Consider the following 24,782-nt stretch of genomic DNA (forward strand, 5'->3'; position numbering starts at 1 on the left):
CGTACGAAAAGCCGGTTTACCGGAGAAAGTGCCTGAAATTCCTGGCAATCACGATGCCGGACGCTATGGTGTTCTGTTTTATCATGAAATAAGGCGTCAAACCTACTGTTAATCGATCCAAGTTGTTACCGGGAAGGCGAGTGACGCAATAAAAAACGCCGCTGTCTGACGAGCGGCGTTTTGAATTTGTTTGGACGACATCAAAGGAAAAGAAAATCAGCTGTGCGAATCCTGCTTCAGCACCCGCCGCGCTTCGCGGTAACGGGGTTTCCAGTAGTTATCATCCATACTGGAAATGGTCACGCCAATGCTGGTGGACGCGTGGACGAACTGCTGGTTGCCGATGTAGATGCCCATGTGGCGGCCGGTAGAGCCGGCATGGAACACAACCAAGTCACCCGGGCGCAGCTTATTGCGCTGGATTTGAACACCAATGTCCTGCTGTTCATAGCTGGAACGCGGCAAATCCATACCGAACTGTTCACGGAAGGTTCGCTGAACGAAACCGGAGCAATCAATGCCTTTCCGGCTGTCGCCGCCGAGGCGATAGCGCACGCCTTTCCAACTGGCGTATTGTTCAAGCAACTTGGATTTGACTTCCACGTTGCGAACCATCGCTTCGAATTCATCCTGAGAGGCTTGTAGTGAAGGGTCACCACCGTTAACCACACGCCTATCAGTTTGATTATTAATGCTGGCAGTATTGTTGGTACAGGCGGAAAGCATCACCGCTACCGCCACGGCAGGCAGCGCCCGCCAGATATATCTCAGAGTCGGTTGAGATTTGACCATTGTTGTTATGTTCCCTTGATGTCCTTAACGATTCAATCGCTATCGCTGTGTTTATGAACGATGTATCTATGCCAAACAAAACGAGTGTCAGACTAAAGCACTACTTTTAATGGGACAATTATCCGTCAATCAAATTGTGCAATGCCGCACATTATTATTGGTGTGGCAACAGTTGTTTAACTGGCCGGATGTCTGCCCATAAATCACGGACCTCGGTGACCATACCTTAACGAATATTAGATTGCGAGTTTTTTTGTTTCTTTTGTTTATACGATTTCGTGATGAAATCTTTTACGCCAGCCCTATAAAAAACTGCGGCGGGAGAGCGGAACGAGAAAACGTGCGCAAAATAACCAAAAAAATTGAATGGACGGGCAGGGGTGACCGCAGCGAGGAGAGCGATCGTTTGCTGCGGTCACCACCAGTCAGGCTGGCTGACTGAGCGATTTTTTGCCGGGTAGTAGGCGGTCAATACGGCTAATCAAGGCGTCGCAGGCTGGGGTCAGCAACCACCAGCTTAGTCCCACCAGCACCACCGACAGCGACCCGACGGCGACATCGGTAAACCAATGTGCGCCGATCATGATACGCGGCGTGGCGAACACCAGCAGAATCAGCATGCTGACGGCAAAGGCGGCACGGCCAAAGTAGCGCAGCATAAATACGGCGAAGATCATCAGCATCATACCGTGATCGCCGGGGAAACTGTCGCTGGACGCATCTTTGGTGGGAATGCCGGTCAGCTCGCCCACCCGGTTGATGCCGCTGAAAAAGAGCGTCGGGCTACTGTGCTGCACCGGTATCAGATGCCCCAGTTGATTGAGCACCACCGCGGTCACCAGCATGGCCAGGCCGATAAGCAGCATCTGACGGCGCGCGTCATGGGAGCGACGCAGATAATAGAACAGATAAAGCAGTCCCATCGCCAGCAGCGCGCAGGCATCAAAGGCGCGATTGTTGGTAATCGCCACTAAATGGAGAAACGCGCTGGATGTGGCCAGGCGCTGGTTGAAATAGAAAAACAGCGATGTGTCTATCTCGAACCAGAACCCGTGCTGTGCTGGTAAATACCAGGAGAAGAACAGAGCAAAACCCAGAAGATTGAAGAATAAAATAAGTAGTGTATTACGCTTTGACATACATCCTGACTCACTGTCAAATTTGTCCAGGCGTGTAACTTACACCGCTTACATTAAACGGGAATTTAACAACTGCTTTTGCAACGTGTTCCATTCCGCTTCAGATTCATTAATGATTTCGATGCGGCTGTCCGGCGGCGCAGCTGATTGTGTTTCAATGCGCAGGTCGAATCCCTGCCGGTTAACCACCAGCGTGCCCTCCGGGATACGCATCACACCTTTAACGCGGCTTACCGGTGCCAGACGCACCCAGTCAAGCAGACTGGCGGTGTTGAACTGGGTGTCGCCATCGAAAATCCAGCCGCAGGCATAATAGCCTTGGCCCTGATTCAAGGCTCGACGCCAGCTTTCCCGGCCGGTCAGTTTCAGTGCGGCCAACCCGGTTTTGGCGGCGGCGTGATGATGGTGGCGGGCATCCGGCAGCGCATTGTGGTTTTCCCGCGGCAGGTCCAGCACTGCGGTATCCAACTGCCCCTGGGCTACCGTGATCAGGCGACGATCCTGCCCCTGTTGCTGATACCACGCCATCAGCGCGTCACGGTCGCTGTCCTGCCAGGTGTCTTCCTTATTAGCGACAATTACGTCCGCGGCGGCCAACTGGTCGCGGAAGTTTTCATTTTCCAGGCAACGGCTGTCGCCGAGTTGACGCGCATCCAGCAGACACAGCGTAGCCTGCAACTGGAGCCACGGTTGGTAGGCTTCTGTGGTCAGCAAGTTCAGAATCTGTTTTGGATGACCGAGACCGGTGGGTTCGATCAGCAAGCGATGAGGCTTTTTCTGCAGCAACATATTGAGCCCCACCTGCATCGGCAAGCCATTCACACAGCACATGCAACCGCCGGGGACCTCTTTGAGCAGAGCGCCGGTATCGCTCAGCAATGCGCCGTCGATACCGATTTCGCCGAACTCATTGACCAGCACCGCCCAGACTTCGTCTTCGGGTTTGCGGGACAGCAGGTGCCTGATGGTGGTGGTTTTGCCGCTGCCGAGAAAACCGGTGATCAGGTTTACTTTCGTCAACACAGGAGCCTCCTTGAGTCTGCAGGGAAACGTCTGGCGTGGCCCGCCAGACGCGGGTATTCATCAGCGGCGGTTAGTCCGCGCGACCCATGTAGCGACGCTCGGCGATATGAATACGGATTTTTTCGCCGGCGCTCAGGTATTCCGGCACCTGAATCACCAGACCGGTGGTCAGCGTGGCCGGTTTGTTACGGGCGCTGGCGGACGCGCCTTTGATGCCCGGTGCGGTTTCCACGATTTCCAGATCGACCGTCTGCGGCAGTTCCAGCGCCAGCAGTTGACCGTCCATGGTTAATACCTGAATACCCGGCATGCCGCCTTCAGGAATAAACAGCAGTTCATCTTCGATCTGCTCTTTCTTGAAGGTATACGGGGTATAGTCTTCCTCGTCCATAAAGATGTATTCATCGCCATCAATATAAGAGAAGGTAACGGAACGGCGGGTCAGGGTGATGGTGTCCAGGATGTCATCGCCCTTGAAGCGTTCTTCCACTTTCAGACCGGTGCGGACATCGGAGAAACGCATTTTGTACAGCGTACTGGCGCCGCGGGCGCTAGGGCTCTGAATATCGATATCTTTTACCAGCAGCAGCTTACCGTTGTAATTAACGGCCATGCCGCGTTTGATTTCATTCGCTCTTGCCATGAAACATACCTTAAATAAAGAAGAGAAATTTTTGTGGCGACACGTTACCCGTCAGGATGGGTTCAGGCAAGCGGGATTTGCGGCAGCCGGATGCCAAACAAACCGGCGGGAAATATTGGCCTTGCGACTGGCAGCCTGTTAGGCTCTGCGGCCTGAAAGAGTAACGGGAATCCCCGGAGGTTATGCTGATGGAATGTCGTCCTGATTGCGGCGCCTGCTGTACCGCGCCTTCTATCTCCAGCCCGATTCCCGGCATGCCGCAGGGAAAACCGGCCAATACGCCCTGCATCCATCTGGATGAACGCATGCGTTGCGGCCTGTTCCATTCAGCGTTGCGCCCGGCGGTGTGCCGCGGCCTGCAACCGAGCCGCGACATGTGCCGAAACCACCGCGATGAAGCGATGCTGTACCTGATTCAACTGGAAGAGGCCACCGCGCCCTGACGGGATCAGGCGTCGCGGATGCGCCACATGCAGACGGCGGCGCCGGCCAGCATGACGATGGCGATGACAAAGCCCGCATGGTAACTCCAGACTTCGGCCACGATGCCCGCCAGCGAACCGGAGATGATCCAGCCTACCCGGGTGGTGTTGGTGAACAGCGTCGTGGCGGCGCCCGCCTGACCCGGCATCAGATCCTGAAAATACAGCATCCCCATCCCGGCCAGAATGCCGATGAAAATCGCGTTCAGCAGTTGCAGCGCCAGCAAGGCCCACGACCCGTTCAGCAGCGTCAGCCCGACATAAAAAATCAGCCCGGCGATCACCGCCAGCCGCATCAGCAGGCGCTTGCCTAACCGGCTGGTCAGGTAGCCGGCCAGTAGCATCACCGGAATTTCCAGCCCGGCGGCGGTGCCCATCATGACCCCGGCCAGCTTTTCGGGTAACTGCAATTCATTGACCAGATACAACGGCATATTGATCAGATAGATGCCGTTGCAGGTCCACATCAGCGTACAGGCGGTAAACAGCAACAGCGTGTCGCGTCGGTTCTGGCGGGGCGACTCCAGCGTCGCGGCGGATTTAACCCGGGTTTTGGGCATTGACGGTAACAGCAGCCACACCAGCAGCCCGCACAGTACGAATACCACCGCAGCCGTCAGATACATCGCCGGGAAGCCGAAGCCCAGCGCCAGCGCGAAGGCGACCGGCGGCCCGATCACCCAGGATAGCGAAATCTGCGCCCGCATCACCGAACTGAACATGGCGGCGCCGCGACCGGTGCGGTCGGCGTGTTCCCGCGCCAGCGCAAACAGTTGCGGGTTGGCGGTGGAACCGAAACTCGACAGCAGTACGCCGATAAACAGCAGAACAAAATAGTTGCGGTTCCAGGCATACAGCAGGCAAGACAGCGCGCCCAACAGGCAGCACTGCAATATCAGCGTCTTGCGGTCGCCCTGACGATCGGAATAGGTCGCCAGAATCTGGCTGACGACGATGCCGATCACCGCGCTGCCGGTATAAAACAGCCCGACCATGAACGGACGCGCCTGTACTTCCGTTGACAAAAACAGGCTGAGCGTGGGGAGCTGCAGCGCACCGGCAATCCCGGTCAGAAAAGCAATTACCAGAAACGCCGAAGACGTCAGGTCGGGCAGGCGTCGGGCCGCGCGGGCAGAAGAAATTGTCATGCTGAATTCAGGTTAAAAAAGAAGCAGGGAGGAAACTGAACGCGCTATCTTACGCTGATGGAATAGAAACGAAAGTCCGTTTCAGTTTTTTTTCTTCAGCACCAATTCAGCACCGGTGTGTCAAAGTGTTACAAATTTTGGTGTTTCGTGGTGAAAATGTGCGTGACCTCTAAGATCTGTCATTTTATCTATGCAGAATGCTTGCATACATATAGTGAAAAACGCAGAATTTTTGAAACGTTTCAGCGAGGTTTTGCTGAAACTACCCTGAGAGAGTCAGCAAATTATTTCTCATAAAGGCTGAAACGATTCAAGTTCAGCGAGAGAGGAGCGTTATGTTTCAGTTGTCACAGCACGACATTCATTTAGGTGCTTCCGCCGGCAGTAAAGAGGAGGCCATCCGTCAGGTGGCTGCCGCACTGACCGAAGCTGGTTGCGTGAGCGAGGGCTATGTCGCGGGGATGCTTCAGCGCGAGCAGCAGACCTCTACCTATCTCGGCAGCGGTATTGCCATTCCGCATGGCACCACCGATACGCGCGATCTGGTGCAGAAAACCGGTGTTCAGGTGTTCCAGTTCCCGCAGGGGATCGCGTGGGGCGAAGACCAGACCGCGTATGTGGTGCTGGGGATCGCCGCCCGTTCCGATGAACATCTGGCGCTGCTGCGTCAGCTGACCCATGTGCTGAGCGATGATCGCGTCGCGGCCCGTCTGGCCAGCACCACGTCAGCCGACGAACTGCGCGGGTTGCTGATGGGCGAACAACTGGCGGGCGCGTTCCGTTTTGATACCTCGCTGATTAGCCTGAATGTGGCGACCGACAACCTGATGACGCTGCAGGCGCTGAACGCCGGCCGTCTGCAACAGATTGGCGCGGTCGACGCCAGCTTTGTCAGCCATGTGGTCGGCAACAAGCCGGTACATCTGGGGCAGGGCGTCTGGTTGAGCGACAGCCTGAACGGCAATCTGGTGAGCGCGCTGGCGGTGAGCCGCCCGGCGGAGCCTTTCGCGGTGGATGGCGAAAACGTGGCGCTGCTGCTGACGGTCTCGGCGGCTGATGAGCAGGTGTTCGCGTCGCTGGATTATCTCAGCAAGCTGCTGATCGCCGGCAAGGCCGATCGTCTGCTGTCCGCTGACGAAGCCACGCTGCTGGCGCTGCTGACCAGCGAAGAAGAGGAAGAAGAAGAGAGCAACGCGCTGGCGGCGGAATTTACCGTCCGCAACGAGCACGGTCTGCATGCCCGTCCGGGCGCGATGCTGGTTAACGTCATCAAGCAGTTCTCCAGCGAGATCACCGTGACGAACCTCGACGGCACCGGCAAACCGGCCAACGGCCGCAGCCTGATGAAAGTGGTGGCGCTGGGCGTTAAGAGCGGTCACCGCCTGCGCTTTACCGCCAACGGCAGCGATGCTGAAGCGGCGCTGAAAGCCATCGGCGAAGCTATTCAGTCCGGTCTTGGGGAGGGCGCAGCATGAGCAGGCGCGTTGCCACCATCACCCTGAATCCCGCCTATGATTTAGTAGGCTACTGCCCGGAAATCGAACGTGGCGAAGTCAACCTGGTTCAGACCACCGGCCTGCATGCCGCGGGAAAAGGCATCAACGTCGCCAAGGTACTGAAAGATCTTGGGATTGACGTCACCGTGGGCGGCTTTCTGGGCAAAGACAATCAGGACGGTTTTCAGCAGCTGTTCAGCGAACTGGGCATCGCCAACCGTTTCCAGGTGGTATCGGGGCGGACTCGCATTAATGTCAAACTCACCGAGCAGAATGGCGATGTAACCGACCTGAATTTCTCCGGTTTCGAGGTAACCCAGCAGGACTGGCAGCGTTTCGTCAACGATTCGCTGAGCTGGCTGGGACAGTTTGACATGGTCGCCGTTAGCGGCAGTCTGCCGAGCGGCGTTGACCCGGATGCGTTTACCGACTGGATGTCGCGCCTGCGCAGCCAGTGTCCGTGCATTATTTTCGACAGCAGCCGCGAAGCGCTGGTGGCAGGTCTGAAAGCCTCGCCGTGGCTGGTGAAACCCAATCGCCGGGAGCTGGAAATCTGGGCCGGACGTAAGTTGCCCACGCTGGCGGATGTGGTGGATGCGGCGCATGCGCTGCGTGAACAGGGTATTGCCCATGTCGTGATTTCGCTGGGAGCGGAAGGCGCGCTGTGGGTCAATGCGTCTGGTGCCTGGCGGGCGTTGCCGCCGGCCTGTGAAGTGATCAGTACGGTAGGTGCGGGTGACTCCATGGTGGGGGGATTGATTTATGGCTTATTGATGCGTGAGTCCAGTGAACACACGTTGCGCCTGGCAACCGCGGTGGCAGCATTGGCCGTCAGCCAGAGCAACGTAGGCATTAGCGATCGTCCGCAGCTGGCTGCGATGATGGCGCGTGTCGATCTCAAACCATTTAACTGACAGCAGGAGATAAACAATGAAAACGCTGCTGATACTTGATAAATCACTGGGGCTGGCGAAAAGCCGTCTGGTGAAAAATTTGCTCGGTGCTGCTGCCGCTAACGCAGGACTTACCCTCACTGAGCAGTTTGCCGACGCGGAGCTGGCCATCGTGTTGGGCGCTCCCGTACAGGCAGACAGTGGTCTGAATGGCAAAAAAGTGTTTGCCGGGGATAGTGAACTGGCGTTGAGTCAACCGGCGGCGTTTCTGGAACAAGCCAAAGCGCAAGCGCAGACGTATCAGGCGCCTGCTGCCGCTGTTGCAACTGCTCCGGCTACCGCTAAGCGCATCGTGGCGGTGACCGCCTGCCCGACCGGGGTGGCGCACACCTTTATGGCGGCGGAAGCGATTGAAAGCGAAGCGAAAAAACGCGGCTGGTGGGTGAAAGTGGAAACCCGCGGTTCCGTGGGCGCCGGCAACCCGATCAGTCCGGAAGAAGTGGAGCAGGCGGATCTGGTGATCGTGGCGGCGGACATCGAAGTTGACCTCAGCAAATTCGCTGGCAAAAAGATGTATCGCACCTCCACCGGTCTGGCGCTGAAGAAGACGGCGCAGGAGTTTGACAAGGCGCTGTCCGAAGCGACGGTGTTCCAGCCGTCCGCCCAAAACAGTGCGGCGGCTGGCGGCGAGTCCGCCAAGAAAGGCGGCGCAGGTCCGTACCGTCACCTGCTGACCGGCGTGTCCTACATGCTGCCGATGGTGGTGGCCGGCGGTCTGTGTATCGCCCTGTCGTTCGTGTTCGGTATTACGGCGTTCAAGGAAGAGGGGACGCTGGCTGCCGCGCTGATGAAGATCGGCGGCGGTTCGGCTTTTGCCCTGATGGTGCCGGTACTGGCCGGTTATATCGCGTTCTCGATTGCTGACCGTCCGGGTCTGACGCCGGGTCTGGTTGGCGGTATGCTGGCCGTTAGCACCGGCGCGGGTTTCCTCGGCGGCATCATCGCCGGCTTCCTGGCCGGTTATCTGGCGCGCGCCATCAGTAACCATGTGACGCTGCCGCAGAGTATGTCGGCGCTGAAACCGATCCTGATTATTCCGCTGGTCGCTACGCTGATCACCGGTTTGATCATGATCTACGTGGTGGGTACGCCGGTAGCGAAAATCCTGACCGGTCTGACCGGCTGGCTGCAGTCTATGGGCACCGCCAACGCGGTTATCCTGGGCGCGATTCTGGGCGGCATGATGTGTACCGACATGGGCGGCCCGGTGAACAAAGTGGCCTACGTGTTCGGCACGACGCTGCTGAGTAGCCAGGTGTATGCGCCGATGGCCGCCGTCATGGCTGCCGGTATGGTGCCGCCGCTGGCGATGGGTCTGGCGACCTTCATTGCCGGCAAGAAATTCACCGCCAGCGAACGTGAAGGCGGCAAGGCGGCGGTGGTGCTGGGGCTGTGCTTCATCTCCGAAGGGGCCATTCCTTACGCTGCCCGCGACCCGATGCGTGTGCTGCCGTGCTGTATCCTGGGCGGCGCGCTGACCGGCGCGATCTCCATGGCGATTGGCGCTAAACTGATGGCGCCGCACGGCGGTCTGTTCGTGCTGCTGATTCCGGGTGCGATTACACCGGTACTGGGTTACCTGTTCTCCATCATTGCCGGTACGGTAGTGGCTGGCGTGCTGTACGCCGTGCTGAAACGTCCGGAAGAGCAACTGGTCAAAGCCTGATAGTTGCTGACTTGATGACAAACGCCAGTCTTGCGACTGGCGTTTTTTTTATGTTTTTTCCGCCGAGTCGGGTAATAGCGCTATGATTTTGTATTGCTGTGAGGCAAGAGAAGGAGAACCGTATGCCGCGTCACCATGCCAGTCGTGGAATTTTGGTGTTGGAATCGCCCTGGGAGCTGGATGAGCACGATGCCAATCGTTCATCCGTGGTGCCGTTTATTGAAGGCATTGCTAAAGTCGCCGGTGATACCGAGGTGTATTACGCGAACTTCTACGATAAGAAGAGTTTTCGCACCGCATTGCATTGCCTGTGCAAGATCCCGTTCAAAAACATCATTATTTATGTCGCCGCGCACGGTCAGGGAAAAAAGCTTGGCGGTACGCATATCCGGGATGTTCTCGTACCGGTCGGTGAATTGTCCCATCATTTCAATATTACCGGGCTGCTACTCGGCGCCTGTTTCGTTGGCGCCCATACCGATTTGATGGAAACATTTACCAGCGGCAACTATCTGCGCTGGTGCGCCGGATATGCCTCAGAAACCGAATGGCTTACCGGCACGCTGATTGACTGCGCCATCATCAATCAGATGCTGTCGCTAAAAAAGAGTGCATTCGCCGATCGCGATACTATCGTCGAGAATCTGGCGCTGGCGATTTCGCCCTTCCACGATAAGTACGCGATTGGGCGGGATACGCACGGCAAGCCGATGCCGCTGCGCGATGCCTTTCAGTGTGTGGTGCAACCCAGCGGACAGGGGCATAAGCCGCGCACGGTATCGGACAAGATATTCCAGCGGGCGGGGCAACTGCGGCGGCAGGAAGTCGAATAGGTGGAATTCGAGCCGTTGGGCGGCCTAAAAACAGGCCGCGACGTGAGTGTTCAGGCGATGCCGACAGACGACTGCTGTGACTTCAGCCAGGCGATTTCCTGCGCCCAGATATCCGGGTTGATGGTTTCCAGAATCAGCGGAATGCCGTCAAAGCGCGGGTCGCGCATAATATAGCTGAACACGGTTTTACCGATGTTGCCTTCCCCCAGGCTGTGATGACGGTCAACCCGGCTGTTGAATTCGCTTTTGGCGTCATTCAGGTGCATGCCGCGCAAATAGCGGAAACCGACTACGCGTTCCAGCTCGGCAAACGTGTGCTCGCAGTCGGCCTCGGTGCGCAGATCATAGCCGCCGGCAAAGGCGTGGCAGGTATCGATGCAGACGCCGACCCGGCTTTTGTCTTCCACCTGATCGATGATTTCCGCCAGATGTTCAAACCGAAACCCCAGGTTGCTGCCCTGACCGGCGGTGTTCTCGATCACCGCGGTCACGCCGGCGGTGGCGTCCAGCGCCAGATTAATAGACTGGGCGATGCGGCTCAGGCAGGTGCTTTCGTCGATCTGACGCAGGTGGCTGCCGGGATGGAAATTCAGCAGCGTCAGCCCCAGTTGCTGACAACGCGACATTTCGTCGATAAACGCCGTCTGGGACTTCTGCAAAGCGTCGTCGTCCGGGTGCCCCAGATTGATCAGGTAACTGTCGTGCGGCAGAATTTGGGCCGGGGCGAACTGATACTGCGCGCAGGCGGCCTGGAAACGCTCGATGACGTCCGCCGTCAACGCCGGGGCCTGCCACTGGCGCTGATTTTTGGTAAACAGCGCAAACGCGGTGGCGCCGATGTCATGGGCGCGGGCAACCGCCTGATCCACGCCGCCCGAGGCGCTGACGTGGGCTCCGACATATTTCATGTTTTTCTCCTTTTCATGCCCGCGCATTATGACATTACTGCTTAGCTGGCTGTAGCCTTGTTTCATCCATGTCGTTTCGCTCAGGCGAAGAGATGCTGTACCGCCAGATTGATGGCCGCGCCGCCCGCCACCAGCCAGATAAACAGGACCGCCGCCAGCAGCAGCGGTTTGATGCCGGCCTGTCGTAGCGTGCTCAGGCGCGTAGCCAGCCCCAGCGCCACCATCGCCATAGTCAACAGCGCATTATCCAGTTGCGTCAGCATGGCGACCCAGCCCGCCGGTAGCCAGTTCAGCGAATTAACCCCGCACATCAACACAAAACCCAGGGCGAACCACGGATAACCCGCGGTAGCGGGCGCGGCGGCCTGATGTGCGGGTTGGCGCTGTTTCAGCCACAGGCCGAGGATAAACAGGAACGGCGCCAGCATCATCACACGCAGCATCTTGCCGATGACCGCCGTATTCTCGGTTTCCGGGCCAATGGCATGACCGGCGGCCACCACCTGCGCGACTTCATGCACCGTTGAGCCGAGGTAGAGTCCGAAAGTCTGCGGGGTAAATAACCAGCCGCTATACTGGATAAAATGTTGGTACAGCCACGGGTAAAAAAACATGGCGGTGGTGCCGAACAGCACCACGGTCGATACCGCCACCGCCACCTTGTCGGCGCTGCTTTTCAGCACCGGCGCGGTAGCCAGTACGGCGGCGGCGCCGCAAATGCTGCTGCCTGCGCCGATCAGCAATACGGTATGACGATCCAGCCGGAACCAGCGCTGTCCCAGCCAGCAGGCGAGCAGCAGGGTAGAGGTGAGCGTCAACAGGTCGATCACCAGACCGGCGGCGCCGATGGCGGTGATTTGCTGAAAGCTGAGTTTGAAGCCGTACAGGATGATGCCCCAGCGCAGCAGATGATGCCGGGACCACTGAACGCCGGCGTCGCACCAGGGTTGCAGATGCGCGTAGACGGTATTGCCCAGCACCATGCCAACCAGTATCGCCAGCGTCAGGGAACCTAGTCCCAATCCGGCTATCGTTGGCTGACCGGATAACCATAACACGCCCCGCGTCAGCAGGCCGGTCAGGATGACGCCGGTCAGCAGATGACCGGCGGCGGACAACGGGGAAAAGCGTTGTACCCTGGAAGAAAATGAAAACATAGTCATACCCACTCTGGATGATAGAGGTTGAGGGCACAGCCTATGATCAGCACACTTAAAATAGAAATTGATTATATATTTATAACCTATAGATATTTACGATAAGAGCCCCTATGCATATTACGTTACGTCAACTGGAAGTGTTTACCGAAGTCCTGAAAAGCGGTTCAACAACGCAGGCGTCGGTGGTGTTGTCGCTGTCACAGTCGGCCGTCAGCGCGGCGCTGGCTGATCTTGAAAGTCAGTTGGGGGTGCAACTGTTTGACCGCGTCGGTAAACGGCTGGTGGTCAATGAGCACGGTCGCCTGTTGTATCCCAAAGCGCTGGCGCTGCTGGAACAGTCGGCTGAAATCGAGCAACTGTTCCGAAGCGATAACGGCGCGCTGCGCATTTATGCCAGCAGTACCATCGGCAATTATCTGATGCCGGCGATGATCGCCCGCTACCGTCAGGATTTTCCGGCCATTCCGCTGGAGCTGTACGTGGGCAATACGCTGGATGTGGTCAATGCCGTTTCCGAATTCCGGGTCGATCTGGGGCTGATAGAAGGGCCGTGCCATCATCCCGATCTGATCACCCAGCCCTGGCGGGAAGATGAACTGGTGGTGTTTTGTGCTCCGGGTAATCCCCTGATTGATCGTGAGTTTACGTTGCAGATGCTGGCGGACGCTCCCTGGATCCTGCGTGAGCATGGTTCGGGAACGCGCGAAGTGCTGGACCACCTGCTGCTGGCGCGCCTGCCGCATTTCCGGCTGGTGATGGAGCTGGGCAACTCGGAGGCGATCAAGCACGCGGTGCGGCACGGTATCGGCATCAGCTGCCTGTCGCGCCATGTGATCGCCGATCAGCTTGATGCCGGCACGCTGGTGGAACTGCCGGTTCCTTTGCCGCCGCTAAACCGCACGCTGTATCTGGTGCACCACCGTCAGAAACATTTATCCGGCGTGCTGCAATGTTTTCTGGGGTACTGCCAGGGCGATGACGGTATCTAAACAGACTGGCAACACCGGTGTAACGAACCGGGCCTCAAGTCAGAGGGATTTCTTATGATGCCGGGTGAGTTATGAAGGTCTCTTATAATCCGCGCTGTGCGCTATTCAGCGGGTAGCGGATTGCCTACAATCCGCCCTCAAATTTTCAAGGGCATGGATTGTAATGGCTCAACATGACACTCACTCCGCCGAACAGCGGGGAACCACACTGCGCCGTGAGCTGAAAGCGCGGCATTTGACGATGATCGCCATTGGCGGTTCGATCGGCACCGGATTGTTTGTCGCCTCCGGCGCGACGGTGTCGCAGGCCGGCCCCGGCGGCGCGCTGCTGTCCTATGCGCTGATCGGCCTGATGGTCTATTTCCTGATGACCAGTCTTGGCGAGCTGGCGGCATTCATGCCGGTTTCCGGCTCGTTCTCCACCTATGGCGCGCGCTATGTGGAAGAAGGGTTTGGCTTCGCGCTGGGCTGGAACTACTGGTACAACTGGGCGGTGACCATCGCGGTCGACCTGGTGGCGGCGCAACTGGTGATGGGATACTGGTTTCCGTCGGTGCCCGGCTGGGTGTGGAGCGCGCTGTTCCTGTCGCTGATGTTTTTGCTGAACTACATCTCCGTCAAAGGGTTTGGCGAAGCGGAATACTGGTTCTCGCTGATTAAGGTCACCACGGTAATCCTGTTTATCGCGGTCGGGCTGATGATGATGATCGGCATTCTGCGCGGAGGCGAGCACGCGGGCTGGCATAACTGGCAGATTGGCGATGCGCCGTTCGCCGGCGGTTTTTCCGCCATGATCGGCGTGGCGATGATTGTCGGCTTCTCGTTCCAGGGCACGGAGCTGATTGGCGTGGCGGCGGGGGAATCAAAAGATCCGCAGACCAACATTCCGCGAGCGGTTCGTCAGGTGTTCTGGCGTATTCTGCTGTTCTATATTTTCGCCATTCTGATCATCAGTCTGCTGGTTCCTTACACCGACCCGAACCTGCTGCGCAATGATGTGAAAGACATCAGCGTCAGTCCATTCACGCTGGTGTTCGAGAACGCTGGCCTGCTGTCGGCGGCGGCGGTGATGAATGCGGTGATCCTGACCGCGGTGCTGTCGGCGGGTAATTCCGGCATGTACGCGTCCACCCGCATGCTGTTTACGCTGGCGCAGGAAGGCAAGGCGCCGGCCTGCTTCGGCAAACTGTCCAAAGGCGGGGTGCCGCGCAACGCGCTGTACGCCACCACGGTGGTGGCGGGCCTGTGCTTCCTGTCTTCCATGTTCGGCAACCAGACGGTATACCTGTGGCTGCTGAATACCTCCGGCATGACCGGGTTCATCGCCTGGCTGGGGATTGCCATCAGCCACTATCGTTTCCGTCGCGGCTACGTTATGCAGGGGCGCGATCTGAACGCGCTGCCGTACCGTTCCGGTTTCTTCCCGCTGGGCCCGATCTTTGCCTTCGTACTGTGCCTGATTATTACGCTGGGCCAGAACTATCAGGCGTTTCTGGCCGACAAGATCGACTGGTCCGCGGTGACGGCGACTTACATCGGTATTCCGCTGTTTCTGGTTATCTGGTTCGGCTACCGGTTGGTAAAAGGTTCGCGGGTGGTGAAATACAGCGAGATGACGTTTCCTGAGCATCGTTCCGAGGAAAATTAACTAACTGTTTCGTAAACAAAAAAGCCAGTCGGATTAGCGACTGGCTTTTTTTATGAGCGCTTGTTATGAACGCCTTTTATGAACGAAAAAGATGGAACTCAAATGCGGGAATGCACCAGCCGCACGTTGCGGTAAACGCTGAGCAGGGTGGCGAACAACGCCGCCAGCACCAGCGGCGCGCCGACATAACCGATTTTGTCCATCCCCAGATGCAGGCTGACCTGACTGCCCAGCAGCGCGCCGCCGCCGATGCCGAGGTTGAACAGCCCGGAGAAAATCGACATGGCGACATCGCTGGCGTCAGGCGCGAGCGACAGTACTTTGGCCTGCATTGCCAGCCCGATGGACATCATCGCCAGCCCCCACACCAGACACAGCAGCGTCAGGCCGAACGGATAACCGGACAGCGGCATCAGCAGCGTCAGACAGGCCAGCAGCAGCAACATGGCGGTCACCAGAAAGCCAATCGGGAAGCGCTCGCTGTAACGGCTATAGAGCATACTGCCCACGATCCCGGCGCAGCCGAACAACAGCAAAATCAGGGTAGTGAAGTTTTCCGGCAGACCGGCCACCGTCTGGATAAACGGTTCGATATAGCTGTAGGCGGTGAAATGCGCGGTCACCACCACCACGGTCAGCAGGTAGATGCCGACCAGCGCCGGGCGGCGGAACAGCTTCGGCACGCTGGACAGCGAGCCGGAATGTTCGCTTGGCAGCAGCGGCAGCAAGCGCGCCAGCATGATCATGGCGACCGTGGCGCCGGCGGCAATGGTCAGGAAGGTCACACGCCAGCCGAGATACTGACCAATCACCCTTCCTAGCGGTAGCCCCAGCACCATCGCCAGCGACGACCCGGTGGCGATCAGCCCCAGTGCCTGCGCGCGTTTGCCGGGAGGCGCCATGCGAATCGCCAGCGAGGCGGTAATCGACCAGAATACCGAGTGCGCCAGCGCCACACCGGCGCGGGAAATGACCAGCACGGTAAAGTTCCAGGCCACGGCAGACAACAGGTGGCTGACGATAAACAGGCTAAACAGGCCGATCAGCAATTTACGACGCTCAATACCGCTGGTCAGCAACATGCAGATCAGCGAAGCCACCGCCACAATCCAGGCATAAATAGTAATCATCAGACCGACATCTTCGGTTTTCATGGCAAAGGTGTTGGCGATGTCGCTCAGCAGCCCCACTGGAATAAATTCCGTGGTGTTGAAGATGAACGCGGCCACAGCCAGCGTCACCACGCGTAACCAGGCGGTGGAGCGTGAGGGGGAAGCGGATGTCATAGTCAGGTTCCAGTCGGGTATTACAAATTGCGAACGGCCTATTGTAGTCAATCGTGGGTTAAAATGCGATTACGATCACATTTCAATCAGGGGACGCCGCGCCTGAATCGTGGCTCGGCGCGCTGCTTTCGACGGCCGTTTGGCGTCCGTGCCGATAGCAGGCATCGTTGCGAAGACCGCCTAATATTATTGTAGATAGAATTATGCCGCCAATAATTGACGTTCAAAATTATGCGACATAATGAATATTATTATTTTGTTGTATTTGCTTATTTTAAATAAGCTACATAAAGAAATATTATTTGTTTTCTTTGGTGTTTGGCTATTGTGACGCAACGAAAATATTAATTATGAATATTCTTTGTATGCGAATATATGACGATTTTATTACGCTTTACATTTTCCAAATGAATGCCGGGGATTTTGCTTTTGGCAGGGGTTTATAACTTCTGAATAGCCGTCTTGTTATTTTTTTTGTGGGGTTTTTACTATTTGTTATGCCTAACCATAGAAAAATAAACTGGTATGCCTAAGAATTACCCTGGTAATTGTTTTATTTTACAGAGTGGTAACATGCATAAGGTGGAATAGCTTTTTATAATGATGCATGAAATTGCGGTTGCAAAAGAAAAACAGGTGTGAGAACTTTATCACAAGCTTCGATGAGGGAACAGCAATGAGCGTATATATTAATGCGGTGGAAACCTATTTGCCTGGCCCGATTATTAGTAATCAGGAGTTGGGAAATAAAATCGGATTTAAACCTGAGTTAATTAAAAAGCTTTTCGGGAATACCGGTCGGCATTTTGCCGTTAATATGAATACCGGTAAACCTATCGCGTCGTCAGCGGAATTAATTACCATCGTAATCAAGAAACTCCTTTCCAGTTCCGGCATAAGTAAAGAACGCATCGATTTTATTATCGTAGCGTCCGCTACGCCTGATACGCTGTTGCCAAGTAGTGTAAATCAGGCGTGTCATGCCATGGGGTTTCGGCAGATAGAAACCTACCAGATTGTTTCGGGGTGTTCCGGCGCGGTACAGGCGCTCAAGCTGGCTCGTGAGCTGGTGGCGGCGCCGGACAATGGCCTGGACAACGGCCTGGTCATCGGGGTTGAGACAGCTTATAAATTCCTGGATATCTTTGATGAACATGCCGGTAAGAAAGAAACGAAAGAACTGGTGAATTATACGCTGTTTGGCGACGGTGTCGGTGGATGCCTGCTCTCCAATCAGTCATCCGCATCCAGTATTGAGATTGAACATATTTCTTTTAAATATCTGGGTGTTGATGAAGTGGTTGGGCAATTGGCAAATTGGCGTGGCACCCGTAATGATATTGATTATGGCGCTTTGCTGAATGAAGAATATAAATTGATTGAGAAACTGGTGCCGGGTATTACCCAGGATACGATCAATGCATTAACGGATAAATTAGGCGGGCGTCCGGACTGGCTGCTGCCGCCGCAACTTTCCGGTTCGATGCTGGAGAAAATTTTGTCCGATATCGGTTATACGGCAGATGAAGTATTCAGCCTGGTGGATGAAATCGGTAATACCGCTAATGCTGCGTTATTTTTTCAGATAAAAGAATTCAGCGATATCTCTCTTGCCAATGAATGCGCCATCGGTATTTCTGTTGAGTCATCGCGTTGGCTGGCGGGTGGTCTGATTCTGCGAAACAGGAAAGGCCTTTTATAGCATCATGTAAAAAGACCTTTTATCTATACCCGTCATACTTCAAGTTGCAGGCGCGTTGGCTTTATTACTCGGCCCATCCTTGGGCCTCGCCCCTGCGGGGCTGAGGTAAACCGCGTTCAACGCTGCTTCCGGCAGCGTTGTCGCTTACCCCAGTCACTTGACTTCAGTAAGCTCCTGGGGATTCGCTGCGTCGCCGCCTTCCCGCAATTCGAATTATTTCGGGTATCTATCCGAAATAATTCGAGTTGCAGGGCAACCGACAAGCGCGTAAGGATAAAGAGAATAAGGACATTTATGAAACAGGACAATGCATTAAGTCGGATCGCCGCCTCGAAAAAAATTGCATCGGAAGGAAAGCGCATCGTTAACATAGCCACTTTCAGCAATTTTAATCATAAAGCATTGAATGATCTGATTACGTTCAACCTGAATGACCTGGGCTGTTATCCATCCTTTTATGACGGTATTTACAGCGACTATTTTCCCCACGTTTTGGGTAATGCCGCCGATATCAAGACGTTCGGGGCGCAATTTCATTTTTATGTCCTTGATTCTTCCTTTATCGAAAACGACATTGGTTCGCTGCTGCCGGTGGACGATATCCGCGACAATATCCGGGAGCACAAAAGTCGGCTGGCGTATCTGCTGAATTTTTCCGCTGTCGGCTGCGATGCCCGCATTGTGCTGAACACCGTCCATATCGCTGAATCGCAGCTCAAACAGATTATCGCGCAGGATCAGCGGGCGGCGTTGAAGCAACTGATCGGCGAGTTCAACGCGTATCTTTTGGCGCTGGGGCAGACGGAAGATCGCGTGACGGTGGTCGATCTGCAGGAGACCGGCGGGACAGTGGAGGATGCGGCCACCCGCCGAGCGGCGCAGTTACTCGGTCTGGGCGTGGGTCTGGATGCGCTGGACGTTATTGCGCGCGCCGGCGTCGCCGCTATCCGGCACGCGCTGGGGAAAACGCTGAAATGCGTGGTCAGCGATCTGGATAACACGCTGTGGAAGGGCATTTTGGCGGACGACGGCGCCGACGGCATTCTGATGGCGGATAAACATATCGGCACGGGGCACCTGCGCTATCAGGAGTATCTGCGCCATCTGTACGATCAGGGCGTCATTCTGGCCATTTGCAGCAAAAACAATCTGGAGAATGTGGAAGAGGCGTTTAAACGCCGCGCCGACGAGATGCGCATTTCGCTGGACAAATTTTCCGTGGTCAGCGCCAACTGGCAGGGGAAAAGCGGCAACATCCTGAACATCGCCAACGAGTTGAATATCTCCCCGGAACACATGCTTTTTATTGACGACTCGGCGTTCGAATGCGCGGAAGTCAAGGCCCGTATTCCAGCCATCACCGTGCTGGAATTTTCCGGCGACGTGGCGGAGAACGTCGCCGCATTGATCGCCGCCGACTATTTCCTGCGTCCGACCATCAGCAGCGATGACCGCATGCGCAATCTGAGCTATGCGCAGAATAAACTCCGCACGGAGCTGCAAAAAGAATTTGCGGATGACCACGCCTTTCTGTCCAGCCTGGGCATGACGCTGACTATCCTGCCGGTGGAAACGTCCACGCTGGATCGCGTATCGCAACTGACGCTGCGCACCAACCAGTTCAATATGACGACGCAACGGATGACCACGCAGGACGTGGCCGGCTACCTCGCACGGGAAGGGCATCTGGCGGTTACGCTGGCATGCCGCGACCGAATCGGCGACTACGGCACCATCGGCGCGATATTTCTGCGTTTCGACGGCGATGGCTGCCACATCGATAACTTCATCATGAGCTGCCGTATCTTCGGGCGTCAGATCGAGTTCGCGGCGATGCGCTGGCTGTTCGGCTTGTGCCGGGCGCGAGGTGTCGACCGGATTACCGCCGCGTACGGTCCGACCGAAAAAAATAAAAAATTCCAGCGTTTTTATCCGGATTGCGGGTTCGGCGAAACCGCAAGCAATGTGTTCACCGTTATCGACCCGGCGCCCGCGTTGCTGACCGAGAACAGTAATACCGTCACTGTCAAAGAAGGGGAATGACCATGAAACTGGACGATTTTATCGGCTTTATCAACACCAAAACCGGCATGGCGCTGGCGACCGAGCAGGCGCAGGAAGATTTGACCAACCTTCCGGAGTGGGACTCGTTGACCTTCGTCTATCTGTTGATGGAAATCGAAAAACAGCAGAGCGTCAAAATCGATGTCGAGAAGGTATTGCAGTGCACCACGCTGAATGACATTTACAGGGTTGTGAGCCATGAAGTTACTGAAAGTTTCTAGGGAAAGGCGCCAGACGCTCTCTTTTCTGGCGATATCCAGGGGCATTCCGGCCATTACCGTCATGCGCGAGATAGATGTCTCGCGCATTGTGGCGGGCGGGCTGCAGCGCAGCATGACGGCGATTACCATCAAGGCGATCAGCGAGGCGCTGCGTCAGTTTCCGCAACTGAACGCGATGGTCCGATTCGGCAGCGACAGCACGCTGATTTGCCCGGACAACATCAGTACCCGGGTGACGCTGGAAAAGGTGCTGAACGGCGTGTCCGGGGTGTATTCGCGGGTGATCAGCAATACGGATCGGCTGTCTGTTGCCGATATCGAACGGGCGCTGCAGCAGTTCAAGCAGGAGGACGCGGCTACCAGCGAGCATTACGAGAAAATTCGCCTTATTCAGCGATTGCCGCCGTTACTGGCCGGCCTGTTGCTGCGGCTGGCGATGCTGTCGCCGACGCGGCAGGCGGAAACCTGGGGCAGCTTCACCGTGACATCGCTGGGGAAAAACAGCCCCGACGCCTGTATCCCCATATCCGGTTCCACGTTCACGTTTACGCTGGGGTTGATTAACGAAAAGTTGTCGCGAAACTCGCATGACGTGGCGGTGTCGCACGTGGCGAATCTGTCGATGATTTTCGACCATCGCGTGCTGGACGGCCGGCTGGCGTCAGAGTTTCTGGCGCAGATAAAAAGCAACATGGAAGGTTTTGCACTGGAGTCATCATCATGATGCTTGATGAACTCAAGAATTTTGTGCTGCTGCACAGCAATGTGCTGAATGTCGGCGCGGAAACCCGCGCCATCCTGCCGGATATTCATCATCTGGGCGACGATTTGCCGCATAGCTGGAGCCAGGTGTTTTACCGTCAGGCGCAAAATTATGAAAATCAAGGTGAATTGCTCAAGGCGTGTTCGCTTTACAACCTGGCGCGTTTTCCCTATCCGGAAACACCGCTCCAGCATGAGAGCAACCGGCATTGTCAACGGTTGTTCCGCCGGCAGTATATCGAGAGCGGCACGGTGACGAGGGTCAGTCTGTCGCAGGGGCGGCAGGTGTGCTACGTCAGAAAAAAGAACACCGGCAACGTCGTCATTATTAATGGGGGCATTATCTCGCTGAAAGAGCAGTGGGTGCATCTGGTGGGTCTGTTCGAACGTTTCGACGTTACCGTGGTGTTGACGGAAATGCCGGGGGTGGGGGAAAACCAGTTGCCCTACAACGAACAATCCTTCCGCATGTACAGCGACGTGCTGGATTACCTCGCCCAGGATCGATCCGACATCCGGTGCCATATTTTCGGCCTGAGTTTCAGCGGGTTTATCGCGTACAAGAACAGCCTGACCGACAGCCGCATCGTGGGCATCACTATGGCGGGCACGCCGCTGGATTCGCTGTACCACGATCGGGATGTCTATCGGCGGCTACCTTACGTTACACGGTTGGTCATCGGGCATAACGTGGGGAAAACGCATCCGGAACTGGATGACGACGACAAGGTATTTCGTTACCTCGATACCACGTTTGTGATGCGCCAGGAGGATATCAACCATGGCGTCAGACTGTATTACGTTCAGAGCCTGCGCGACGAAGTGATCCCGAACGTCGAAGCGGACACGATCCGCCGGTTGTCCCGGCAGCACCATATTCTGTCGCTGGATGACGTGCATGGGTCGCCCGGGTACGGCAAAACCGTGCGGGTTTATTTGCTGTGGTCGTTGCTGGATTCGCTGCGCCTGTCGCGGGTTCTGGCCGGCGTCGCCAGGCTGGGGTTTCGCATCCTGCGGCGTCTGAAGCGATAGGCGGTGTCTCGTCAGGATTCGTGTGCCGACGCGGATCCTAAACGCGGCAATCGACGCACAGAGCACCGCGTAGAAGCGGGTCGGTACACGGAGCCGGCAATGCCGGGCGCGGCGCGTTGGGGCGGTAATACCGGCCCCATTTTTTATGTGCCGCGCCGTCTCGTCGGTCAGCGTTTCTGGAAATAGGTCAGCGCCAGCGCCAGCGCCAGCACCAGACCTTTGATGATATCCATGGCGTAGTAAGGCACGGACAGCATCACCAGCCCGTTTTGCAGCACGCCGAGGATCACCGCGCCGACCAGCGTTCCCAACGCATTGGGTTTGCCGGAACCGGCCAGCGAAAAACCGATATAGGCGGCGGCCACCGCGTCCATCAGGTACCCGCCGCCGGCGTTGACCTGCGAAGAGCCGATGCGGGACGCCAGCAGGATGCCGCCCAGCGCGGCCAGCAGCGACGAAAGCAGATAGGCCAGCACGCGGTAACGGGCAGTGCGAATACCGGCCAGCCGCGCGGCTTCCGGATTACCGCCAATCGCGTACATGCGGCGGCCGTGCTTGGTCAGCGACATATACAGTTGCACCAGCACCGTCACCACCAGCATGATCACCACAATCACCGGCACCTGTCCCAGCGTGGCGAACACCTCGGGGATTACGCCTTCCGCCATCTCGCCGCTCGGCAGCAGCATATTTTGGGTGATGGAGCCGCCGTAGCTGTAGGTCATGGCGACGCCCTGAATCACGAACAGGCTGGCCAGCGTCGCCAGCATGTCGGGAATCCGCAATATCACAATCAAAAACGCGTTGAACAGCCCCACCAGCAGACACAGCGTCAGCGTCAATACAATCGCGCCGGTGGTGCCAAAACCGTGCCAGACGAACAGCGAGACAACCAGCGCGTTCGCCAGCGAGGCGGTCGACCCGACCGACAGGTCGAAACCGCCGACCGACAGCGAGATGGAAACGGCTATCGCGATCACCGTGACGATGGCGATGGAACGCAGGATATTGATGATGTTGTTCGGATCCAGAAAATTGTCCGACGCCAGCCCGAACAGGGCGATCAGCGCGACGACGGTAATCAGCATCCCCCATTTGTAGAACAGGTCAAACAGGCGGTGGTGAAAGGGGAGCGCTTCGTTGGGCGCGCCGTTGGATGCAAGTGGCTGACTCACGCGGGAGTTCCTCCGGTTGAATAAAGTAACAACGTCTCTTCGTCGGCGTCGGCGCCGTCCAGTTCGGCGACGATACGCCCGTCCCACAGCACGCAGATTCGGTCGCACAGGCCCACCAGTTCGGAGAACTCGCCGGAGGCGTAAATCACGCCTTTGCCCTGCTGCGCCAGCGAATCGATCAGGGTAAATAAATCCTGTTTGGCTTTGATGTCCACGCCTTTGGTGGGTTCATCCAGAATCAACACCTGCACGTCGCTGCGCAGCCATTTGCCGATCGCCACTTTTTGTTGATTGCCGCCGGACAGACGGCGCAACCGCTGTTGCGGCCCGCTGGTGCGGATGGTCAGCTGCTGGATCAAATCGCGGGCCCAGGTCAGCGCCTGACCGTGACCGAAAACGCCGTAGCGGGAAAAGCTGTCGCTGGCGCTGATGCTGAGATTCATGGTGACGGATTCGTCAATAAATATGCCTTCTTTGCGCCGCTCTTCCGGCACCAGTGCGATACCCTGCTGGACCGCGTCGGCCGGCGAGGTAGGGCGCCAGGGCTTTCCCTGATAGCGTCCGGAGTCGATGCGGCTGCGGGCGGCGCCGAACAGCGCCTTGCACAGCTCGGTCTTACCGGCGCCGGCAAGACCGGCGATGCCGAGAATCTCGCCTTTGCGCAGCCGGAGCGAAATGTTGTGCAGCAGGGTGTCGTCATGCAGACCGTCTACCTGCAACAGCGGCTCTGCGTCCGTGAGCGTGCGGCGCGGCGGGAAAATATCATCCAACCGATGACCCAGCATCCGCTCGACAATTTCCCCGCCGCTTAGCCCCTGCATTGGGCCGCTGCTGACAAACTGCCCATCGCGCAACACGGTCAACGTATCGCAGATGGCTTTCAGTTCGTGGATACGGTGCGAAATGAAGACGATGCCGATACCGTCCTGCTGCAGACGGCGCACGACGGCGAACAGCCGGGCGCTTTCTTCCTGGTCGAGCGGGGCGGTAGGTTCGTCAAGAATCAGAAACCGGCAGCGGTGGGAGAGGGCGCGCGCCAGCAGGATTTGCTGTTTTTCCGCCAGCGTACACTGTTCCAGCCGCTGGCGGACATTGATGCTGACCCCCAGTTGCGTCAGCAAGGCCTGCGCCTGCTGGTAAAGCGTTGACCAGTTGAGCACGTGACCGCTCTGTGCCAACTGGTCCAGCATGATATTTTCCGCCACCGACAGCGTAGGGACCAGCGCGGCGTCCACTTCCTGCTGAACCAGATGAATACCGTGGCGTTTGGCGTCGCGGGGAGAATGAATTGCGACTTTTTCGCCATCCAGCAGGATATCTCCGCTGTAATGGTCATAAGATCCAGAAAGAATCGCCATCAGCGTGGATTTTCCCGCGCCGTTGGCGCCGGTCAGCGCGTGGATAGATCCGCCTTCCAGCGTGAAATTCACCTGTCTGAGCGCCGGGAATCCGGCAAAAGAGATGGAAATGTAGCGCATTTCCAGACGCGAACGCGGGTTTATGGACATAATTGACAACAACGGGTTCTTAACAGCGATAATGACGGGAGGTCGACGTTGAAAAATATCATATTAACCGCAGAATGGAATGCCTGAATGGGCTTGCGGACGCCCCAGAGAAGAAATGAAAAAGCATAACTTAAGCAAAAACGTTATTAAGA

The 24,782-nt window shown here is 56.7% G+C and carries 22 protein-coding genes; 12 read left to right on the forward strand and 10 right to left on the reverse strand.

The genetic code is table 11. From position 1 onward, the window contains the following. Positions 1-216: 216 nt before the first annotated feature. The 4 genes from mepS to yeiP all read right to left on the reverse strand — a co-directional run bounded on the left by mepS (position 217) and on the right by yeiP (position 3,597). On the reverse strand, positions 217-792 hold the full coding sequence (mepS, locus tag CVE23_RS09595) for a bifunctional murein DD-endopeptidase/murein LD-carboxypeptidase (RefSeq protein ID WP_038918798.1): 576 nt from the start codon (positions 790-792) through the stop codon (positions 217-219). 425 nt (positions 793-1,217) lie between these two features. Beyond that, positions 1,218-1,931, reverse strand: a complete 714-nt coding sequence (locus tag CVE23_RS09600; protein WP_100849417.1) for a phosphatase PAP2 family protein — start codon at positions 1,929-1,931, stop codon at positions 1,218-1,220. Between the two features lie 48 nt (positions 1,932-1,979). Beyond that, positions 1,980-2,954, reverse strand: coding sequence for a CobW family GTP-binding protein (locus CVE23_RS09605; protein ID WP_100849418.1), 975 nt, complete (start codon positions 2,952-2,954; stop codon positions 1,980-1,982). Positions 2,955-3,024: 70 nt separating this feature from the next. Continuing rightward, positions 3,025-3,597 carry an elongation factor P-like protein YeiP gene (gene yeiP, locus CVE23_RS09610; protein WP_038659537.1) on the reverse strand — a complete coding sequence of 191 codons (573 nt, stop codon included), beginning with the start codon at positions 3,595-3,597 and terminating at the stop codon, positions 3,025-3,027. A gap of 188 nt (positions 3,598-3,785) precedes the next feature. Here yeiP and CVE23_RS09615 point away from each other — a divergent pair, with 188 nt between their 5' ends. After that, positions 3,786-4,040: a YkgJ family cysteine cluster protein gene (locus CVE23_RS09615; protein ID WP_038920936.1), complete on the forward strand. Its 255-nt coding sequence runs from the start codon at positions 3,786-3,788 to the stop codon at positions 4,038-4,040. 5 nt (positions 4,041-4,045) lie between these two features. Here the strand turns inward: CVE23_RS09615 and CVE23_RS09620 are convergent, their stop codons facing one another. Continuing rightward, positions 4,046-5,227, reverse strand: coding sequence for a sugar efflux transporter (locus tag CVE23_RS09620; RefSeq protein WP_038659534.1), 1,182 nt, complete (start codon positions 5,225-5,227; stop codon positions 4,046-4,048). Between the two features lie 335 nt (positions 5,228-5,562). Between CVE23_RS09620 and fruB the strand changes: the two genes are divergently transcribed. The 4 genes from fruB (at position 5,563) to CVE23_RS09640 (ending at position 10,175) form a co-directional block, all read left to right on the forward strand. Continuing rightward, positions 5,563-6,702, forward strand: a complete 1,140-nt coding sequence (gene fruB, locus CVE23_RS09625) for a fused PTS fructose transporter subunit IIA/HPr protein (protein ID WP_038918801.1) — start codon at positions 5,563-5,565, stop codon at positions 6,700-6,702. Further along, complete coding sequence (gene fruK, locus CVE23_RS09630; protein ID WP_038918802.1) at positions 6,699-7,637, forward strand: 1-phosphofructokinase; 939 nt, start codon at positions 6,699-6,701, stop codon at positions 7,635-7,637. The genes fruB and fruK overlap by 4 nt, the downstream gene beginning before the upstream one ends. A gap of 16 nt (positions 7,638-7,653) precedes the next feature. After that, positions 7,654-9,342: a PTS fructose transporter subunit IIBC gene (fruA, locus tag CVE23_RS09635; RefSeq protein ID WP_038918804.1), complete on the forward strand. Its 1,689-nt coding sequence runs from the start codon at positions 7,654-7,656 to the stop codon at positions 9,340-9,342. Positions 9,343-9,464: 122 nt separating this feature from the next. Next, complete coding sequence (locus tag CVE23_RS09640) at positions 9,465-10,175, forward strand: hypothetical protein (RefSeq protein WP_038918805.1); 711 nt, start codon at positions 9,465-9,467, stop codon at positions 10,173-10,175. Positions 10,176-10,225: 50 nt separating this feature from the next. Here CVE23_RS09640 and nfo read toward each other — a convergent pair whose 3' ends face one another. Both nfo and CVE23_RS09650 read right to left on the reverse strand, forming a co-directional pair. Beyond that, positions 10,226-11,083, reverse strand: a complete 858-nt coding sequence (nfo, locus tag CVE23_RS09645; RefSeq protein WP_100849419.1) for a deoxyribonuclease IV — start codon at positions 11,081-11,083, stop codon at positions 10,226-10,228. Between the two features lie 80 nt (positions 11,084-11,163). Then, positions 11,164-12,246: a YeiH family protein gene (locus tag CVE23_RS09650; protein ID WP_100849420.1), complete on the reverse strand. Its 1,083-nt coding sequence runs from the start codon at positions 12,244-12,246 to the stop codon at positions 11,164-11,166. A gap of 107 nt (positions 12,247-12,353) precedes the next feature. Here CVE23_RS09650 and yieE point away from each other — a divergent pair, with 107 nt between their 5' ends. Together yieE and CVE23_RS09660 are read left to right on the forward strand one after the other, a co-directional pair. Then, a complete protein-coding gene (yieE, locus tag CVE23_RS09655) occupies positions 12,354-13,232 on the forward strand; it encodes a DNA-binding transcriptional regulator YeiE (RefSeq protein ID WP_038918809.1) in 879 nt (292 codons plus the stop codon). 163 nt (positions 13,233-13,395) lie between these two features. Beyond that, positions 13,396-14,880: an amino acid permease gene (locus CVE23_RS09660; protein WP_038918810.1), complete on the forward strand. Its 1,485-nt coding sequence runs from the start codon at positions 13,396-13,398 to the stop codon at positions 14,878-14,880. Positions 14,881-14,978: 98 nt separating this feature from the next. On the opposite strand, the gene CVE23_RS09665 is transcribed toward CVE23_RS09660, so the two are convergent. Next, positions 14,979-16,166, reverse strand: coding sequence for a sugar transporter (locus CVE23_RS09665; RefSeq protein ID WP_038918812.1), 1,188 nt, complete (start codon positions 16,164-16,166; stop codon positions 14,979-14,981). Between the two features lie 676 nt (positions 16,167-16,842). Between CVE23_RS09665 and CVE23_RS09670 the strand changes: the two genes are divergently transcribed. From CVE23_RS09670 to CVE23_RS09690, 5 genes are all read left to right on the forward strand, one after another. Next, on the forward strand, positions 16,843-17,868 hold the full coding sequence (locus CVE23_RS09670) for a beta-ketoacyl-[acyl-carrier-protein] synthase family protein (protein ID WP_100849421.1): 1,026 nt from the start codon (positions 16,843-16,845) through the stop codon (positions 17,866-17,868). A 294-nt stretch (positions 17,869-18,162) separates the two neighbouring features. Continuing rightward, entirely contained in the window at positions 18,163-19,911 is a 1,749-nt protein-coding gene (locus tag CVE23_RS09675; RefSeq protein ID WP_100849422.1) for an HAD-IIIC family phosphatase, read from the forward strand. Positions 19,912-19,913: 2 nt separating this feature from the next. Further along, positions 19,914-20,153: a phosphopantetheine-binding protein gene (locus CVE23_RS09680; RefSeq protein WP_038659498.1), complete on the forward strand. Its 240-nt coding sequence runs from the start codon at positions 19,914-19,916 to the stop codon at positions 20,151-20,153. Then, positions 20,131-20,877, forward strand: a complete 747-nt coding sequence (locus tag CVE23_RS09685; protein ID WP_100849423.1) for a 2-oxo acid dehydrogenase subunit E2 — start codon at positions 20,131-20,133, stop codon at positions 20,875-20,877. Before CVE23_RS09680 ends, CVE23_RS09685 begins: the two co-directional genes overlap by 23 nt. Then, positions 20,874-21,947 carry an alpha/beta hydrolase gene (locus CVE23_RS09690; protein WP_100849424.1) on the forward strand — a complete coding sequence of 358 codons (1,074 nt, stop codon included), beginning with the start codon at positions 20,874-20,876 and terminating at the stop codon, positions 21,945-21,947. The genes CVE23_RS09685 and CVE23_RS09690 overlap by 4 nt, the downstream gene beginning before the upstream one ends. Positions 21,948-22,114: 167 nt before the next feature. Here the strand turns inward: CVE23_RS09690 and CVE23_RS09695 are convergent, their stop codons facing one another. After that, positions 22,115-23,035 (reverse strand): ABC transporter permease, encoded by a 921-nt coding sequence (locus tag CVE23_RS09695; protein ID WP_225622680.1) that lies wholly within the window; start codon positions 23,033-23,035, stop codon positions 22,115-22,117. Between the two features lie 83 nt (positions 23,036-23,118). Beyond that, positions 23,119-24,630 carry a sugar ABC transporter ATP-binding protein gene (locus CVE23_RS09700; RefSeq protein WP_100849426.1) on the reverse strand — a complete coding sequence of 504 codons (1,512 nt, stop codon included), beginning with the start codon at positions 24,628-24,630 and terminating at the stop codon, positions 23,119-23,121. Between the last annotated feature and the right edge of the window lie 152 nt (positions 24,631-24,782).

Origin of the sequence: Dickeya fangzhongdai, assembly GCF_002812485.1 — a bacterium.
Taxonomy (GTDB): Bacteria; Pseudomonadota; Gammaproteobacteria; order Enterobacterales; family Enterobacteriaceae; genus Dickeya; species Dickeya fangzhongdai.

What these genes read in the sequence shown, in the direction of transcription:
- CVE23_RS09640 (WP_038918805.1), top strand. Translation starts at nt 9,465, where the DNA reads ATGCCGCGTCACCATGCCAGTCGTGGAATTTTGGTGTTGGAATCGCCC.
- CVE23_RS09615 (WP_038920936.1), top strand. Translation starts at nt 3,786, where the DNA reads ATGGAATGTCGTCCTGATTGCGGCGCCTGCTGTACCGCGCCTTCTATC.
- fruK (WP_038918802.1), top strand. Translation starts at nt 6,699, where the DNA reads ATGAGCAGGCGCGTTGCCACCATCACCCTGAATCCCGCCTATGATTTA.
- fruB (WP_038918801.1), top strand. Translation starts at nt 5,563, where the DNA reads ATGTTTCAGTTGTCACAGCACGACATTCATTTAGGTGCTTCCGCCGGC.
- CVE23_RS09695 (WP_225622680.1), bottom strand. Translation starts at nt 23,035, where the DNA reads ATGCTGATTACCGTCGTCGCGCTGATCGCCCTGTTCGGGCTGGCGTCG.
- CVE23_RS09690 (WP_100849424.1), top strand. Translation starts at nt 20,874, where the DNA reads ATGATGCTTGATGAACTCAAGAATTTTGTGCTGCTGCACAGCAATGTG.
- CVE23_RS09685 (WP_100849423.1), top strand. Translation starts at nt 20,131, where the DNA reads ATGAAGTTACTGAAAGTTTCTAGGGAAAGGCGCCAGACGCTCTCTTTT.
- mepS (WP_038918798.1), bottom strand. Translation starts at nt 792, where the DNA reads ATGGTCAAATCTCAACCGACTCTGAGATATATCTGGCGGGCGCTGCCT.
- CVE23_RS09650 (WP_100849420.1), bottom strand. Translation starts at nt 12,246, where the DNA reads ATGACTATGTTTTCATTTTCTTCCAGGGTACAACGCTTTTCCCCGTTG.
- CVE23_RS09700 (WP_100849426.1), bottom strand. Translation starts at nt 24,630, where the DNA reads ATGTCCATAAACCCGCGTTCGCGTCTGGAAATGCGCTACATTTCCATC.
- nfo (WP_100849419.1), bottom strand. Translation starts at nt 11,083, where the DNA reads ATGAAATATGTCGGAGCCCACGTCAGCGCCTCGGGCGGCGTGGATCAG.
- CVE23_RS09660 (WP_038918810.1), top strand. Translation starts at nt 13,396, where the DNA reads ATGGCTCAACATGACACTCACTCCGCCGAACAGCGGGGAACCACACTG.
- CVE23_RS09680 (WP_038659498.1), top strand. Translation starts at nt 19,914, where the DNA reads ATGAAACTGGACGATTTTATCGGCTTTATCAACACCAAAACCGGCATG.
- CVE23_RS09600 (WP_100849417.1), bottom strand. Translation starts at nt 1,931, where the DNA reads ATGTCAAAGCGTAATACACTACTTATTTTATTCTTCAATCTTCTGGGT.
- yeiP (WP_038659537.1), bottom strand. Translation starts at nt 3,597, where the DNA reads ATGGCAAGAGCGAATGAAATCAAACGCGGCATGGCCGTTAATTACAAC.
- CVE23_RS09675 (WP_100849422.1), top strand. Translation starts at nt 18,163, where the DNA reads ATGAAACAGGACAATGCATTAAGTCGGATCGCCGCCTCGAAAAAAATT.
- CVE23_RS09620 (WP_038659534.1), bottom strand. Translation starts at nt 5,227, where the DNA reads ATGACAATTTCTTCTGCCCGCGCGGCCCGACGCCTGCCCGACCTGACG.
- CVE23_RS09670 (WP_100849421.1), top strand. Translation starts at nt 16,843, where the DNA reads ATGAGCGTATATATTAATGCGGTGGAAACCTATTTGCCTGGCCCGATT.
- CVE23_RS09665 (WP_038918812.1), bottom strand. Translation starts at nt 16,166, where the DNA reads ATGACATCCGCTTCCCCCTCACGCTCCACCGCCTGGTTACGCGTGGTG.
- fruA (WP_038918804.1), top strand. Translation starts at nt 7,654, where the DNA reads ATGAAAACGCTGCTGATACTTGATAAATCACTGGGGCTGGCGAAAAGC.
- yieE (WP_038918809.1), top strand. Translation starts at nt 12,354, where the DNA reads ATGCATATTACGTTACGTCAACTGGAAGTGTTTACCGAAGTCCTGAAA.